At 36.6% G+C, this 16,478-nt stretch carries 17 protein-coding genes and 5 tRNA genes; 3 read left to right on the top strand and 19 right to left on the bottom strand.

Translation table 11 applies throughout. The annotated features are described in order from the left end of the window. Positions 1-72 precede the first annotated feature (72 nt). The 16 genes from rpoB to rpsU form a co-directional block, all read right to left on the bottom strand. A complete protein-coding gene (gene rpoB / locus MMF97_RS06595) occupies positions 73-3,876 on the bottom strand; it encodes a DNA-directed RNA polymerase subunit beta (RefSeq protein WP_243360763.1) in 3,804 nt (1,267 codons plus the stop codon). Positions 3,877-4,028: 152 nt separating this feature from the next. After that, positions 4,029-4,406 (bottom strand): 50S ribosomal protein L7/L12, encoded by a 378-nt coding sequence (gene rplL, locus MMF97_RS06590; RefSeq protein WP_113638764.1) that lies wholly within the window; start codon positions 4,404-4,406, stop codon positions 4,029-4,031. A gap of 66 nt (positions 4,407-4,472) precedes the next feature. Beyond that, the gene (rplJ, locus tag MMF97_RS06585; protein WP_243360762.1) at positions 4,473-4,991 is read right to left on the bottom strand and encodes a 50S ribosomal protein L10; all 519 of its coding nucleotides are present in this window, start codon (positions 4,989-4,991) and stop codon (positions 4,473-4,475) included. 2 nt (positions 4,992-4,993) lie between these two features. Continuing rightward, positions 4,994-5,692 (bottom strand): 50S ribosomal protein L1, encoded by a 699-nt coding sequence (gene rplA / locus MMF97_RS06580; protein WP_243360760.1) that lies wholly within the window; start codon positions 5,690-5,692, stop codon positions 4,994-4,996. A 24-nt stretch (positions 5,693-5,716) separates the two neighbouring features. After that, on the bottom strand, positions 5,717-6,160 hold the full coding sequence (rplK, locus tag MMF97_RS06575) for a 50S ribosomal protein L11 (RefSeq protein ID WP_243360758.1): 444 nt from the start codon (positions 6,158-6,160) through the stop codon (positions 5,717-5,719). Between the two features lie 140 nt (positions 6,161-6,300). Beyond that, a complete protein-coding gene (gene nusG, locus MMF97_RS06570; protein ID WP_243360756.1) occupies positions 6,301-6,843 on the bottom strand; it encodes a transcription termination/antitermination protein NusG in 543 nt (180 codons plus the stop codon). Between the two features lie 14 nt (positions 6,844-6,857). Next, positions 6,858-7,046 (bottom strand): preprotein translocase subunit SecE, encoded by a 189-nt coding sequence (secE, locus tag MMF97_RS06565; RefSeq protein WP_243360754.1) that lies wholly within the window; start codon positions 7,044-7,046, stop codon positions 6,858-6,860. Positions 7,047-7,063: 17 nt separating this feature from the next. Next, positions 7,064-7,134 (bottom strand) — tRNA-Trp (locus MMF97_RS06560). Positions 7,135-7,188: 54 nt separating this feature from the next. Beyond that, entirely contained in the window at positions 7,189-8,376 is a 1,188-nt protein-coding gene (gene tuf, locus MMF97_RS06555; RefSeq protein WP_243360752.1) for an elongation factor Tu, read from the bottom strand. A gap of 118 nt (positions 8,377-8,494) precedes the next feature. Beyond that, positions 8,495-8,566, bottom strand: a tRNA-Thr gene (locus tag MMF97_RS06550). 77 nt (positions 8,567-8,643) lie between these two features. Next, positions 8,644-8,716: transfer RNA gene (locus MMF97_RS06545), tRNA-Gly, on the bottom strand. Between the two features lie 66 nt (positions 8,717-8,782). Beyond that, a tRNA-Tyr gene (locus tag MMF97_RS06540) sits at positions 8,783-8,868 on the bottom strand. A 36-nt stretch (positions 8,869-8,904) separates the two neighbouring features. Continuing rightward, positions 8,905-8,977: transfer RNA gene (locus tag MMF97_RS06535), tRNA-Thr, on the bottom strand. Between the two features lie 233 nt (positions 8,978-9,210). Then, positions 9,211-9,558: a ribosome hibernation-promoting factor, HPF/YfiA family gene (hpf, locus tag MMF97_RS06530; RefSeq protein WP_243360750.1), complete on the bottom strand. Its 348-nt coding sequence runs from the start codon at positions 9,556-9,558 to the stop codon at positions 9,211-9,213. Positions 9,559-9,572: 14 nt separating this feature from the next. After that, the gene (locus tag MMF97_RS06525) at positions 9,573-10,460 is read right to left on the bottom strand and encodes a tyrosine-type recombinase/integrase (RefSeq protein WP_317228599.1); all 888 of its coding nucleotides are present in this window, start codon (positions 10,458-10,460) and stop codon (positions 9,573-9,575) included. 120 nt (positions 10,461-10,580) lie between these two features. After that, positions 10,581-10,775, bottom strand: a complete 195-nt coding sequence (rpsU, locus tag MMF97_RS06520) for a 30S ribosomal protein S21 (protein WP_243360748.1) — start codon at positions 10,773-10,775, stop codon at positions 10,581-10,583. 259 nt (positions 10,776-11,034) lie between these two features. Between rpsU and MMF97_RS06515 the strand changes: the two genes are divergently transcribed. Next, on the top strand, positions 11,035-11,412 hold the full coding sequence (locus MMF97_RS06515; RefSeq protein ID WP_243360745.1) for a response regulator: 378 nt from the start codon (positions 11,035-11,037) through the stop codon (positions 11,410-11,412). On the opposite strand, the gene MMF97_RS06510 is transcribed toward MMF97_RS06515, so the two are convergent. Next, a complete protein-coding gene (locus MMF97_RS06510) occupies positions 11,409-11,642 on the bottom strand; it encodes a DUF1456 family protein (protein WP_243360743.1) in 234 nt (77 codons plus the stop codon). The two genes, MMF97_RS06515 and MMF97_RS06510, sit on opposite strands and share 4 nt — an antisense overlap. Before the next feature lie 32 nt (positions 11,643-11,674). Further along, positions 11,675-12,982, bottom strand: a complete 1,308-nt coding sequence (locus MMF97_RS06505) for a DEAD/DEAH box helicase (protein WP_243360741.1) — start codon at positions 12,980-12,982, stop codon at positions 11,675-11,677. Between the two features lie 218 nt (positions 12,983-13,200). Between MMF97_RS06505 and MMF97_RS06500 the strand changes: the two genes are divergently transcribed. Further along, the gene (locus tag MMF97_RS06500; RefSeq protein ID WP_243360739.1) at positions 13,201-13,674 is read left to right on the top strand and encodes a ribonuclease H-like YkuK family protein; all 474 of its coding nucleotides are present in this window, start codon (positions 13,201-13,203) and stop codon (positions 13,672-13,674) included. A 17-nt stretch (positions 13,675-13,691) separates the two neighbouring features. Here the strand turns inward: MMF97_RS06500 and MMF97_RS06495 are convergent, their stop codons facing one another. Further along, a complete protein-coding gene (locus MMF97_RS06495; RefSeq protein ID WP_243360737.1) occupies positions 13,692-14,645 on the bottom strand; it encodes a TIGR01212 family radical SAM protein in 954 nt (317 codons plus the stop codon). Between the two features lie 104 nt (positions 14,646-14,749). On the opposite strand from MMF97_RS06495, the gene MMF97_RS06490 reads away from it, so the two are divergent. Beyond that, positions 14,750-16,372: an ABC-F family ATP-binding cassette domain-containing protein gene (locus MMF97_RS06490; protein WP_243360736.1), complete on the top strand. Its 1,623-nt coding sequence runs from the start codon at positions 14,750-14,752 to the stop codon at positions 16,370-16,372. Positions 16,373-16,478: the final 106 nt, after the last annotated feature.

Here is a 16,478-nt window from a genome sequence, read left to right as displayed (position 1 = left end):
TGAGTTTTAAGTAGTAAGTTTTTAGGTGATACGTTGCTTTACTTACAACGTACCACTTATAACTTAAAACTTTTAGTCTAACGTAATATCTAAACCTAAGCCGCGTAACTCGTGTACCAATACGTTGAACGATTCTGGAACACCAGGAGTTGGTAGGTTTTCGCCTTTAACAATGGCTTCGTAAGTTTTGGCTCTTCCAATAACATCATCCGATTTAACGGTTAAGATCTCTTGAAGGATATTAGCAGCACCGAATGCCTCTAATGCCCAAACCTCCATCTCACCAAAACGCTGACCACCAAACTGAGCTTTACCACCCAATGGTTGTTGTGTAATTAATGAGTATGGTCCGATAGAACGGGCGTGCATCTTATCATCAACCATGTGACCTAATTTCAGCATATAAATAATACCTACAGTAGTTGGTTGGTCAAATTTATCACCAGTTAAACCATTGTTTAAGTAAGTTCTACCAGAAGCTGGCAAGCCTGCTTTAGCAATCCAGTCTTCAACCTCATCGCTCTTAGCACCGTCAAAAATTGGAGTAGCAAATTTAACCCCTAATTCTTTACCAGCCCAAGCCAATACGGTTTCGTAGATCTGGCCTAAGTTCATACGTGAAGGTACACCTAGTGGGTTCAACACAATATCAACCGGAGTTCCGTCATCTAAGAAAGGCATATCTTCATCACGTACAATACGGGCAACAATACCCTTATTACCGTGACGACCCGCCATCTTATCACCTACTTTTAACTTACGTTTCTTAGCGATATAAACTTTAGCCATCTGCACAATTCCTGATGGTAACTCATCACCAACACTAATTGCAAATTTTTCACGTTTATATGCACCTAATTCCTCATTAACTCTGATACCGTAGTTATGTAACAAAATCTTGATCTGCTCATTTTTATCCTCATCAGTAGTCCATTTAAATGGATTAATGTGATTGTAATCAATATCAGATAATAATTTTTGCGTAAACTTAGCACCTTTAGCAATAAGCATTTCCTTGTACACATTAAATACACCCTGAGATGTTTTACCGTTTACGATCTGGAACAACTTATCAACTAATTCGTTTTTAAGGTTTTCAGTTATGATGTTATATTTCTTATCTAATTTCTCAATAGCAGCTTTTTCTTCTGCTTTAGAAGTTTTCTTTGCTCTTGAGAACAATTTAGTATCGATAACTACACCTTTGATTGATGGAGGTGTTTTTAAAGATGCATCTTTTACATCACCAGCTTTGTCACCAAAGATTGCACGAAGTAATTTCTCTTCTGGTGAAGGATCTGACTCTCCTTTTGGTGTAATTTTACCGATAAGGATATCGCCTTCTTTAACTTCGGCACCAATACGGATGATACCGTTTTCATCAAGGTCTTTAGTAGCCTCTTCAGAAACGTTAGGGATATCCGGAGTTAACTCCTCTTCGCCACGTTTGGTATCACGCACTTCAAGCTCAAACTCTTCGATGTGTAAAGAGGTAAAGATATCTTCTCTAACAATACGCTCATTAATTACGATCGCATCCTCAAAGTTATATCCTTGCCAAGGCATGAAAGCAACTTTTAAGTTTCTTCCTAATGCCAATTCACCATCTTGAGTTGCATAACCTTCACAAAGTACTTGCCCTTTAGTAACTTTTTGGCCTTTCTTAACAATAGGTTTTAAGTTGATACAAGTATTTTGGTTGGTCTTTTTGAACTTGGTTAATTTATAAGTTCTGCTATCACCTTCAAAAGAAATCAAACGATCTATTTCGTTTCTTTCATATTTAATAGTGATCTCATTTGCATCTACATATTCTACAACACCATTTCCTTCTGCATTGATCAACGTTCTTGAGTCACGGGCTACGCGACCCTCTAAACCTGTACCTACAATTGGAGCTTCAGGACGTAACAATGGTACGGCCTGACGTTGCATGTTCGATCCCATCAACGCACGGTTCGCATCATCATGTTCTAAGAACGGAATTAACGAAGCTGCAATTGAAGTAATCTGGTTAGGTGCAATATCCATCAAGTCTAATTTCTCAGGCTCAATGATCGGGAAGTCACCCTCGTAACGTGCTTTAACACGTGGCGTAGCAAAATTACCTTTTTCATCATACTGAGCGTTAGCCTGAGCAATGGTCTTACCATCTTCATCCTCTGCAGAAAGGTAAATCACATCTTCATTAACTACAACTTTACCATCAACTACTTTTTTGTAAGGCGTTTCGATAAAACCTAAGTTATTGATCTTTGCGTGAACGCAAAGTGATGAAATTAAACCAATGTTTGGTCCCTCCGGAGTTTCGATAGTACACAAACGACCGTAGTGCGTATAGTGAACGTCACGAACCTCGAAACCTGCACGCTCACGAGATAGACCACCTGGGCCTAAAGCCGAAAGACGACGCTTGTGCGTAATCTCTGCCAATGGGTTGGTTTGATCCATGAACTGTGAAAGCTGGTTGGTACCAAAGAAAGAGTTGATCACAGATGATAATGTACGAGCATTGATTAAATCTGTTGGTGTAAACACCTCGTTATCGCGGATGTTCATACGCTCACGGATAGTTCTAGCCATACGAGCTAAACCTACACCAAATTGTGCGTACAACTGCTCACCTACGGTACGTACACGACGGTTAGACAAGTGATCGATATCATCTACCTCTTCTTTAGAGTTGATTAATTTGATCAAATATTTAACAATCGCAATGATATCTGCCTTTGTTAAAACTTTAACATCTTCAGGCGTATCCATTTTTAATTTACGGTTAATGCGGTAACGACCTACATCACCTAAATCATAACGTTTGTCTGAGAAGAACAAACGTTCAATGATACCTCTTGCTGTTTCCTCATCAGGTGGTTCTGCATTACGCAAAGCACGGTAGATGTTCTCCACAGCCTCTTTTTCAGAGTTTGAAGTATCTTTCTGTAAGGTATTATATATAATGGTGTAATCAGCTTGCGATGCACCGTCATCTTTAGATAAGATAATGGTTTTAACACCAGCATCGATGATTAAATCAATATGCTCGTCTTCTAAAATAGTATCCCTATCTAAAATTACTTCGTTACGGTCAATTGAAACTACCTCACCAGTATCTTCATCTACGAAATCCTCAACCCACTTTCTTAAAACTCTGGCAGCTAGTTTACGTCCGATATATTTCTTTAAACCAGATTTGCTCACTTTTACTTCGTCAGCTAAATCAAAAAGTTCCAAGATGTCTTTATCAGAATCGTAACCGATAGCTCTCAATAATGTAGTTACAGGGAATTTTTTCTTACGGTCAATGTAAGCGTACATTACGTTGTTAACGTCTGTAGCAAACTCGATCCAAGAACCTTTAAACGGAATTACACGGGCCGAATAAAGTTTTGTTCCGTTAGTGTGGCGGCTTTGGCCAAAGAACACACCTGGCGATCTGTGTAACTGCGATACAATTACACGTTCTGCTCCGTTAATCACAAAAGTACCTTTAGGAGTCATATAAGGGATGGTTCCTAAGTATACATCTTGGATAATCGTTTCAAAATCTTCGTGTTCTGCATCGTTACAAGAAAGCTTAAGCTTAGCTTTTAACGGTACACTGTACGTTAATCCGCGGTCTATACATTCAGGGATGTCATAACGTGGCGGATCAATAAAATAATCTAAGAACTCTAGAACAAAGATGTTTCTAGAATCTGTAATTGGGAAATTTTCGGCAAAAACCTTAAATAAACCTTCTGTATGACGGTTATCTGAAGTGGTTTCTATCTGAAAAAATTCTCTAAATGATTGCAACTGCACATCCAGAAAATCTGGATAATCGATAATGTGCTTACTACGTGCAAAATTTACTCTTTGGTCTACTTTGTTTGCCAAGGGACTAAATTTTTTAGTTTAAGAATTAAACTATTTTTTGGTTTTAAAAAGGGGACATTCCATCAACCAAACAAATGAAATGTTTATAAACGGGAATAGACTCCGACTTTGCAGTCGGAGTCTTTTCTTAGAGTTTCGCTATAATTAAGTGATTACTTAATCTCAACTACAGCTCCAGCTTCTTCTAATTGTTTTTTAAGAGCTTCTGCTTCGTCTTTAGCAACACCAGCTTTTAATTCTTTAGGTGCACCGTCAACTAGATCTTTAGCTTCTTTTAAACCTAAACCAGTTAAGTCTTTAACTAATTTAACAACTGCTAATTTCTGACCACCAGCATCTTTTAAGATTACATCAAAAGATGTTTTCTCTTCAGCAGCTGGAGCATCGCCACCAGCAGCAGGAGCAGCAACAGCTACAGCTGCAGCAGCAGGCTCGATGCCATACTCGTCTTTTAAAATTTGAGCTAACTCATTAACTTCTTTAACTGTTAAGTTTACTAATTGCTCAGCAAACGCTTTTAAATCTGCCATTTTATTAAGATTTTAAAAATTTACGTAAAAATATTTTGTTTAAATTTTGCGAACTTAAGGTGTTCGTTAACCTCTTTCTTGTAATGTTTTAACAATACCTGCAAGTTTACCACCGCTTGATTGCAATGCCGATAGAACATTTTTAGCTGGCGATTGTAATAGACCAATGATTTCTCCAACAAGCTCTTCTTTAGATTTCAAGCTTACTAAAGCATCTAATTGATTATCTCCAACAAAGATTGCTGTATCAACATAAGCTGCTTTTAAAAGAGGTTTATCAGATGTTTTTCTCAAGGCTTTGATCAGCTTAGCTGGTCCGTTACCTACTTTTGAAAACAATAATGCTGATTGCCCTTTTAAAGCAGGGAAGATCTCTTCTGTATTGCCATCCAATCCTTCGATCGCTAATTTGATCAAAGTATTTTTAGCAACCTTCATCTCGATCCCGCTTTCGAAACATTTGCGGCGGATATTATTTACATTCTCAACAGATAAGTTAGCAGTATCAGCAATATAGAAATTGCCATACTCCTTAATTTTCTCTTGAAGTGTTAAAACTACTTCTTGTTTTTCTTCTCTGTTCATAATTAGATCCCCACTACTGTTTTAGTTTCAATTGCAATGCCAGGACTCATTGTCGAAGAAACGTGAATGCTCTTGAAATAAGTTCCTTTAGCAGCAGATGGTTTTAATTTTGAGATGGTTTGAAGAACCTCCAAAGCATTCTCATATATTTTCTCTGCCGAGAATGATACTTTTCCGATTGAAGCGTGGATGATACCAGTTTTGTCAACTTTAAAATCAATCTTACCACCTTTTACATCAGTTACAGCTTTACCAACTTCGTTAGTTACCGTACCTGATTTAGGGTTTGGCATTAAGTTACGAGGTCCTAAAACACGTCCTAACTTACCTACCTTTGCCATACATGCAGGAGTAGTGATTATAATGTCAACATCTGTCCAACCGCCTTCAATTTTAGCCACATACTCGTCTAAACCTACGTAATCTGCTCCTGCTGCCTTAGCTTCTTCTTCCTTGTCAGGAGTTACCAAAGCCAAAACACGAACAGTCTTACCAGTACCGTGAGGTAAAGTAGCAATACCTCTAACCATTTGATTTGCTTTACGAGGATCAACACCTAAAGCTACATCAATATCAACTGATGCATCAAACTTAGTCATGGTAATTTCTTTCACCAAATCAGCTGCTTCTTTTAAAGAATACAACTTACCGGTTTCTAGTTTAGCGTGTGCTATTTTTTGATTTTTTGTTAACTTAGCCACTGTTGTAAACTGTTTTTTTGTGAATTAATTAGTCCAAGGCGCATCACCGCTAACAGTGATACCCATACTGCGAGCTGTTCCAGCTACCATTCTCATAGCAGCTTCAACGGTAAATGAGTTTAAATCGCTCATTTTATCTTCAGCAATCGCCTTAACTTGATCCCAAGTCACCGACCCTACCTTTTTACGGTTAGGCTCAGCAGAACCACTCTGTAATTTAGTAGCTTCTTTTAATTGAATAGCTACCGGAGGGGTTTTGATGATAAAATCGAAAGACTTGTCAGTATATACAGTAATCACAACCGGCAATACCTTACCAGGCTTATCTTGGGTACGAGCATTAAATTGCTTGCAAAACTCCATAATGTTAACACCTTTAGCACCTAATGCAGGTCCTACCGGTGGTGATGGGTTTGCCGCTCCACCTTTGATTTGTAATTTAACAAGTGCACCGACTTCTTTTGCCATTTTCTAATTTGTTAATTGTAATACTCAATGTTAAATTTGGAAGCATGTAACATTTAAGACTTTTTATTTCTATAAATAAAAAGGACTGCAAAGATATAAATTATCTTGCAGTCCCACAATACTTTCTGAAAATTTTATTTTTATTCTTTTTCTACTTGCATATAGTTAAGTTCAAGTGGTGTCTTTCTACCAAAAATCTTAACCATAACTTTCAATTTCTTCTTCTCTTCGTTCACCTCTTCAATGATACCACTAAAACCATTGAAAGGTCCATCCATTACTTTTACGTTTTCACCAACATAATAAGCAACGCTCATAGTTTCACTTTGCTGGCTCATTTCATCAACCTTACCTAAAATACGGTTAACTTCTGCTTGACGCATTGGTATTGGGTTTCCTGCATTGTCGCCTAAGAAACCGATAACACTATTGATACCTTTAATTACGTGCTCTAATTCTCCATCTAAAGCTGCTTCTATTAAAACATATCCCGGATAATAGTTACGCTCTTTTGCGATCTTTTTACCATCTTTCATTTGGTAATATTTTTCCATAGGGATTAAAACCTGCGGAACCAAATGTGTAATGCCCAAACGATTGATCTCAGCATCGATGTATTGCTTTACCTTCTTTTCCTTACCACTTACAGCTCTAACTACGTACCATTTTAACTGATCGTTCATTTGCCGAAATAAATTTAAATTGATTTATAAAAAGTATCTAACACATAGTGCGAACCTTTATCCATTGCAAAGATAACAAGTGCAATAATTAAAGAGGCAACTAAAACGAGTACTGCAGAGTTTTGTAGCTCACCCCAAGTAGGCCAGGTAACCTTTTGGGTCATTTCTTCGTATGATTCTTTAATAAACTGAACTACTTTCATATTTATTTGATTATTTGCACGGGAACAAGGATTCGAACCCTGATCAAAGGTTTTGGAGACCTCTATTCTACCATTGAACTATTCCCGTGTATAAAAAAGAGCTAGCCTTAACCAGCTCTTTTTGTATGTTTATAGCTTAAGATTAAGCTAAGATTTCAGTTACCTGACCAGCACCTACTGTTCTACCACCTTCACGGATAGCGAAACGTAGACCTTTTTCCATCGCGATAGCGTTGATCAATTTTACTGTAATTGTAACGTTATCACCTGGCATTACCATTTCAGTACCTTCAGCTAGTGAAATTTCACCAGTTACGTCTGTAGTACGGAAATAGAATTGAGGACGGTATTTGTTGAAGAATGGAGTGTGACGACCACCTTCTGCTTTTGATAATACATAAACCTCAGCTTTGAAAGTAGTGTGAGGAGTTACTGAACCTGGTTTACAGATAACCATACCACGACGGATATCAGTTTTTTCAATACCACGTAACAATAAACCTACGTTATCACCAGCCTCACCGTAATCTAAGATTTTACGGAACATTTCAACACCTGTTACTGTAGATTTTAAGTTCTCAGCACCCATACCTAAGATCTCTACTGGATCACCAGAGTTGATCACACCACGCTCGATACGGCCAGTTGCTACTGTACCACGACCAGTGATTGAGAATACGTCCTCAACTGGCATCAAGAATGGAAGGTCTGTTAAACGTGGAGGGATTGGAATGTAGTTATCTACAGCGTCCATAAGCTCCATAATTGAATCTACCCATTTAGGCTCACCGTTTAATGCACCTAAAGCAGATCCTTTAATTACAGGGATATCATCTCCAGGGAATTCGTAGAATGATAATAATTCACGAACTTCCATTTCAACAAGCTCTAATAACTCAGGGTCATCAACCATGTCAACTTTGTTCAAGAAAACTACCAACGCTGGTACACCTACCTGACGAGCTAAAAGGATGTGCTCACGAGTTTGTGGCATAGGACCATCAGTTGCAGCAACTACAATGATAGCTCCGTCCATCTGAGCAGCACCTGTAACCATGTTTTTCACGTAATCCGCGTGACCTGGACAGTCAACGTGCGCATAGTGACGGTTAGCAGTCTGGTATTCTACGTGTGAAGTGTTAATTGTGATACCACGCTCTTTTTCTTCAGGAGCAGAGTCAATTGAGTCAAATGAACGAACTTCTGATAAACCTTTATCAGCTAAAACTTTAGTAATAGCTGCAGTTGTAGTTGTTTTACCGTGGTCAACGTGACCGATTGTACCGATGTTTAAGTGCGGTTTGCTACGGTCAAATTTCTCTTTTGCCATTTTTGTATACTATTAGTAGGTTAAATTTTTTATTTATTATTGTTAAAACACAATCTTAACACAAAAAACCTTGTTTAGTCTGTACATTCTTTACAGATTAACAAAGCTGTTTTTATTGAGCCAAAGATGGGACTTGAACCCACGACCTCTTCCTTACCAAGGAAGTGCTCTACCGCTGAGCTACTTCGGCTTTTTTCTCTTCTAAGCAGCAGCATTTAACCGTGGTTAAACTTACCGCTACAAGTGCCAACTGCCCATCTTTATTTGAGCGGAAGACGAGGTTCGAACTCGCGACCTATAGCTTGGAAGGCTATCGCTCTACCAACTGAGCTACTTCCGCTTTTTGATTTATGATTAAAAAGAGTTCCGGTTATTCTAAAATCGTCAATCTACAATCTAAATCTATTGGTGGGGAGAGAAGGATTCGAACCTTCGAAGTCTTGCGACAACAGAGTTACAGTCTGTCCCATTTGGCCACTCTGGTATCTCCCCCCTTTTACTCCAAAACTAACATCCTGAAATAAAAAGAGCCTCCTATCGGAATCGAACCAATGACCTACTGATTACAAGTCAGTTGCTCTACCAGCTGAGCTAAGGAGGCTTTTATTTTATGTGGCGCAAAGATATAAATAAATTGTTAATTACAAACTTCGCTCACATTTTTTTCACTTTTTTTCTCTTCAGAGAACAAACTCGTTTCTTTTAAAGGCAAAGCCCTTTCGGAAACGGATTGCAAATGTACACAAATATTTTTTTGTTAAAAATTTATTTTAAAAAAAAGTTGATGGATTTTCATCCATCAACCTTGTTTAACCGTATTTAAACAGCATTTATCTAATAATCAGCTATTTGATCTGGGCTCAATATCGCTTTATGTTCACTTAATTTTGATCTGGTTTTATCTTTATGTTTGTTAATCTGTTTTCTTAACGATTCGATTGCTAAATCTGTTGCTTCCTCAAAGCTTTTGCATTGTTCCTTTGCAAACATGGTCATCCCGGGCACTATTAACTTAATTTCGGTAATTTTATTCGCTTCGTCTTCTACGTTTTCCAGCTTTAAATAAACCTCACCTCCTATAATCTGATCAAAAAACAAATCTAATTTGTCTACTTTCTTCTGAATAAACTCTAATAATTTTTTGTCAGCATTGAAATGAATTGATTGAACTCTGATTTTCATTTTTCCTCCCTTTTTTATGCCTTTGGATGGGCTTGTTTATATATAGATTTTAATCGCTCTATTGAATTATGGGTATAAACCTGGGTTGCAGCCAGATTGGCGTGCCCCAGCAACTCCTTTATTGCATTTAAATCTGCTCCCCTGTTTAACAGGCTGGTAGCAAAACTGTGTCTTAAAACATGGGGACTTTTTTTAGATTGTGTGGAAACCAAGCTTAAACATGCATTTACAATCCGGTAAATTAACTGCGGGTAGGCTTTTGCACCTTTGTTGGTTACGATTAACCATTCATGACGAACCGGAAATTCTTGCATGTTTTTAGCTTTATTATAATCTGCTATCGCATTCAATATATTTATATTTAACGGCACAATCCTTTCTTTGTTTCGCTTACCTAATATTTTTACAGTATGGTTATAATGATCTATATCTTGATCTTTTAGCGAGATCAGTTCTGCCAACCTTAAGCCGGTTCCAAAAAGTATTTCAATAACTACTTTATTACGAAACCCTACAAAAGTATCGTCAAAAGCCAGCCCTTGATCTAAAAGCATTTCCATTTTGCCTTCTTCTACAAAAACAGGTAATTTAACAGATTGTTTCGGTGCTTTTAAAAGCTGAACTGGGTTGTGTTCTATCCTATTTTCTCTTAATAAGAATTTATAATACGAACGCAGAGTTGAGAGTTTTCTGGCTACAGTTGATGAAGAGTTCCCTTCATCTATTAAAGTTGCCATATAAGTTCTAATATGCTGCCCTTTTACTTCTAACAAAGAAACAGCAAAAGCATTTGTTATGAAGTCTGCGAACTGGATAAGATCTGTATGATAAGATTGCGAGGTATGAGATGAGTATCTTTTCTCATGTATCAAATATTTTAAAAAATCTTCTACATACATCATCTCTCACGCAGATTTGGTTCAAGAGTGAATATACAAAATTTTTAATCAAAGTCAATAAAAACAAAAAAGCCTTTAGATTTTAAAAATCTAAAGGCTTTTAAAAATTTTATGCTGTAATAATTACGCGTTAACGTCTTTATTCATACCCTGTACATAAATTGCATGTTTAACTTCGGTACGACGAGTTACAGATTTTTTTTCAAACGCCTGACGGCTACGTAGTTCTCTTAAAACTCCTGTTTTTTCGAATTTCTTTTTAAAACGTTTTAACGCTTTATCTAATGATTCACCGTCTTTAATATTAATAATAATCATATCGTTGAAAATACCTCCTCTCGTTTTTTTTATTTTTCTTGGGGCTGCAAATATATAAAAAAGAAATCAAAAATTAAATTAGACAGAAAAAAATTATTGAATATCTTATAGTTACATCCACATTTCTAGGAATTATAGTTTCAGCAAAAAGATTTTGTTTCTCAGAAAGCGTATTTTCAAATTTTAAAAAAATAAATTAAACTGATTTTTTTTTACGTTGTTATTAATACCATGAAACAAACTATATATTTGCTGCCGTATGAAAAAAATACTTGTTGTTGACGACGATGAAGATGTTTTAGAAACGATACAGTTAGTGCTTGAGATTGGAGGATACGATGTTGAACCCCTTGACAATGCCGAACGTATTTTTGAAGCTATAAGCGACTTTGAACCTGACCTGATCTTATTGGATGTAGTTTTAGGTAAAATTGACGGTCGTTCTCTTACACACCAGCTTAAATCCAGCTCAGTGTATAAACATATACCTATACTCCTGATGTCTGCTTTATATAATGAGCAGGAAATTTTAGCTTCTACCGAAACAGCTCCTGATGATTTTTTACCTAAACCCTTTAAACTGGATAATTTCTTAAGTAAGATTGACCGTCTTACGCATCAGGAAAACCACAATTAAACTTGTTTTTCCTCTTTAACCCCGCGTTTATAAATTACCAAACCATTTAAAAAGTTACGTAAAATCTGATCTCCACATTTTTTAAAGTTAGGGTGATCTTCTTTTCTGAAAATATCGCCCAACTCACTTTTGGTAACTTTAAAGTTTACCAGATTACATATTTCAATAATTTGTTCTGAAGTTAAGGAGAGTGCTACTCTCAACTTTTTCATAATCTCGTTATTACTCATCTTACATTAGATAATATATATATGATCTTAATTTAAATAGCCGATTCAATTCTGATCTTTTTTTGCTTGATTTTTTCATCAGCTACAGATCGCAAAACTTCGCCAACCTTATCTCTTTTTACAGCAACATAGGCATCATAATCTTTAACTTCAATCAAACCAATATCATCTTTATTAAGGCTGGCCTTGTTTATCAATAAACCAACAATGTCTATTTTGTTTACTTTATTTTTTTTACCGGCATTAATATAGAGTGTTTTCCAGTAAGGATCTTGCGGCATCCCATAGTGTCCATCCAGATTTTCCTGTTTTATATCAGGTTTCAGATAATCAACCTGCTCATTAGTATCTAAAAAAAGATAAGCATTACCATCAGCCTGCATACGTGCCGTTCTTCCGTTACGGTGTATAAAGGCTTCTTCTGTTTTGGGCATCTGATAATGAATTACATGCTTAATTTCGGGTATATCTATACCTCTTGCCGCAAGGTCTGTAGTGATCAAAACCTGATTGCTCCCATTTCGTACTTTAAGCAGAGCTCTTTCTCTTTCATACTGTTCCATTCCGCCATGAAAAATATCATGCACCAGATTTTTATCAATCAGATAATCGCTTACCTTATTTACTTCATCTCTGTAATTGCAAAATATAATAGTGGTCTGGTTGCCAATCTTGCATAGCAGTTTAAACAACTTTTCATCTTTATCAATCTCATGATGAAAAATAACTTTCTGGTCTAATCTAGAATTTGAATTCTTATCACCTAAAAAATTTAATTCTTTTGGCTCTGAAAGTTTAACAAAATCGGGGATGTGATCAATTCCAGTTGCAGAGGTTAATAAGCTTTGCTTGTTTTCTGGCAATCTTAACAAGATATATGACATGTCGTCTGCAAAACCGTATTCCAAAGATTTATCAAACTCATCAAGCACCAACAAGCGTATATTAAATGCTTTAAAATTACCGCTGCTCAAATGATCCGCTATTCGTCCGGGAGTACCCACAATTACTGCCGGTGCATGAGAAAGATTATTTCGTTCTGTTTTATAAGCATGCCCTCCATAGCAACTGTTGATCTTAAAATCTGTAGTAATTTGCTTAAACACTGTTTCTATCTGTAATGCAAGCTCACGGGTAGGTACCAAGATCAATGCCTGTACGCCTGAAATTCCATGCTGCAATTGCTTAATAAGAGGTAGTAAAAATGCTAATGTTTTGCCACTACCTGTGGGCGAAAGTAAACACACATCATTACCTTTATCAAACACCTCCATTACTTTTAACTGCATGGTGTTTAATTGCTCTATTTTTAATTTGGATAAAATCTGAGGCAAATTCATATTACATCAGCAAAGGTAATGCTTTACTAGCATAAGCTTGCATCTTACGTTTCAAATCGTTGAAGGCAGGAACAGCAAGAACTTCACAGACATATCTTGTTGAAAAACAAGATATTGTTAAAAAATAAACCGCATTAAATTAATATATGTTTAACAACAACCCCTTATTTTTATGATATGCAGGTATAAGATATCATCAATTTTAAACTTATATGATTATGACTTGGAAAAAATTTAGTGGAGAACTTATCCATTCAAGCATTTTAGAAGAAGTAGAACAGGCCATTATTCGTGAAACCCAAAACGGCTACAAATTGAAAGTTTGCATAGGTACAGATTCGCAGGTTAAAAGTAATCACATTGATTTTGCAACCGTGATCGTGTTACTGAGAGAGCACCATGGCGGTTTTATGTATATTAGCCAGGACAAGGCAACCACCAACATGGGCATTAAAGAGCGTATGCTTCTAGAAGTACAAAAATCAATAGAAACAGCTTATTCTATCTGCGATCTGTTAGACATTTATGATGTAGCTCTTGAGGTGCATGCAGACATCAATACAAACCCTATGTTTAAATCAAACAAAGCCTTGAATGATGCAATGGGATATATTTTAAGCATGGGTTTTATTTTTAAAGCAAAACCAGAAGCTTTTGCCAGCTCTACCTGCGCCGACAAAATGGTTCACTAAACTTTAGAAATAATCTTTTAAGTCTTACTTGTATAAGCAGAGCCTTGTACTACACCTCTGCGCTCAATTTCTTTATCTATGTAGGTTTGTATAGCCGATTTGTTTAGACCCCAATTTGGTGCAATTAACAAATCCCAATCAGAAATACCAAATAAACGCTGTATCACAATATCCGGGCGCAGTAAAGGAATAAGCTCACACAACAGATCCGTATATTCTTCGAGCGTAAACAATTTAAAAGGCTCTCTTTTATATTTAACACCCATAATAGAACCCTCTACAATATGCAAGTGATGAAATTTCACAAATTTAATTTGAGGGAAACGATTGATTTCATGGATATAACCTTTCATCATTTCGCGGGTCTCCCACGGAAATCCGAAGATGGTATGGACACACAAATCCAGTTTACTGTCTTTTAGCAGTTCAACCGCAGTTACAAATTCTTCGTGGCTACAGCCTCTGTTTATCTTTTCAAGTGTTTCATTGTAGATCGACTCCATCCCCATTTCCAGATCCACATCATACTTATCTGCATAACTTTCTAACAATGCTACCTTTTCGGCATCAAGGCAATCTGGACGGGTACCAACGGCAAAACCTACCACATCTTCTTTATTTACAGACAAGGCCTCATCGTACATCATTTTTAAATAATGTGCAGGTGCATAAGTATTGGTGTTGGGCTGGAAATAAACAATAAATTTATCTGCACGGTACGAAGTTTTTGCCCGTCTAATGCCTTCTTCCAGTTGTTCTTTTATGGTTGGCAGTTTTCTCGACGGCTCGGGTGTAAAACTATCTACATTACAATAGGTACATCCACCATACCCTTTACTACCATCCCGGTTAGGGCATGTAAAACCTCCGTCAACAATCACTTTAAACACGCGCTGCCCTTTATATTTCTCGCGTAAGTAATTGCCGTAATTCTTATATCCTTTAATTCCGCTATCTACCAGTGTTGCCATTGCTGCAAAAATACAAATGATTTGGCATATAATTATAAGTGGTTTTCTTTAAGGCTTTTATCCCTCAACCTTTTTCCGTACCTTTGCACTTTATTTTTTCAAGCATGATTTCAGTTTCAAATTTATCTTTGCGTTACGGAAAACGCACTCTTTTTGAGGAAGTTAACCTTAAATTTACACATGGCAATTGCTATGGTATTATTGGTGCAAACGGTGCAGGTAAATCTACTTTCCTAAAAATTTTAAGTGGCGATGTTGCCCAGACAGGTGGCTCAGTAGCCATTACACCTGGTGAGCGTATGGCTGTTTTAAAACAAAACCACTACGAATTTGATGAATTTACCGTAATTGAAACCGTAATGATGGGGCATAAACAGCTTTATGATATCATGAAGGAAAAAGATGCCATTTACATGAAAGAGGATTTTACGGAAAAAGATGGTGAACGTGCCGGAGAACTGGAAAATCTTTTTGCAGAAATGGATGGCTGGAACATGGAAAGCAACGCTGCTACCCTATTAAGCAATCTAGGTATTAAAGAAGAATTTCATTATAAAACCGTAAAAGAATTGGACGGTAACCAAAAAGTACGTGTGTTATTGGCACAAGCTTTATTTGGTAACCCAGATATATTAATTCTGGATGAGCCTACCAACGACTTAGATATTGATACCATTGCCTGGTTAGAAAACTTTTTAGCGGATTACCAAAGCATTGTTTTGGTAGTGAGTCACGACCGTCACTTTTTAGATGCGGTATGTACGCATATTGTTGATATTGATTTTGGTAAAATGAGCATTTATACCGGTAACTACACTTTCTGGTATGAAAGTAGCCAATTGGCATTAAAACAACGTGCCGACCAGAATAAGAAACTTGAAGATAAAGTAAAAGAATTACAGGAGTTTATCCGCAGATTTAGCGCTAATGCCAGTAAATCAAAACAGGCAACTTCACGTAAAAAAGCTTTAGAGAAAATAGATATCAGCGAAATTAAAGCTTCTAACCGTAAATATCCTGCCATTATGTTTAACAATGGCGCCAGAGAAGCGGGCGACCAGATTTTACAGGCTGAGAACTTAACCAAAGTAGTAAATGGCGAAACTTTGTTCAAAAACATTACTTTTATGGTTAACAAAGGCGATAAGATTGCCGTTATTTCTCAAAACAGCTTAGCCACTACTGCATTCTATGAAATCTTAAACGGTAATGACAAAGATTACAGTGGCGAATTTAAATTTGGTGTAACCATCAGTTCGGCTGATATTCCAAATGATAACGCTAAGTTTTTTGAAGGTAAAGACGAAAATCTAATAGATTGGTTAAGAGAATATTCAGGTACTGAAGCCGACGAGCAATTTGTGCGTAGCTTTTTAGGCCGTATGTTATTTAGTGGAGAAGAAGTACTTAAAAACGTGAAAGTACTTTCAGGAGGAGAAAAAATGCGTTGTATGTTCTCTAAAATGATGCTGCAACAAGCTAATTTCTTAATGTTTGATGAACCTACCAACCATTTAGATCTAGAATCTATTACAGCATTAAACAATGGCATGAAAGATTTTAAAGGCACCATCTTATTTACCTCACGAGATCATGCCCTAACAGAATCTGTTGCCAATAGAATAATCGAAATTACGCCAAACGGAGTAATCGATAAACTGATGACTTACGATGACTACATCAGCAGTGAAGAGATTGCCAAACAAAGGGCTGAAATGTATAAATAATAAAAAGGCTGTCTAAATTCTTTAGACAGCCTTTTTTCATTAAACCTTATTTTATCGCAGTATTTAAGCACAGAAGTAGCAAATACTTTACACGCCTTACATTTTT

Source organism: Pedobacter montanisoli, from assembly GCF_022809115.1.
In the GTDB taxonomy this organism is placed as follows: domain Bacteria; phylum Bacteroidota; class Bacteroidia; order Sphingobacteriales; family Sphingobacteriaceae; genus Pedobacter; species Pedobacter montanisoli.
Note: the sequence above shows the minus strand (reverse complement) of the source record. Positions and strands in the feature narration are given on the sequence as shown.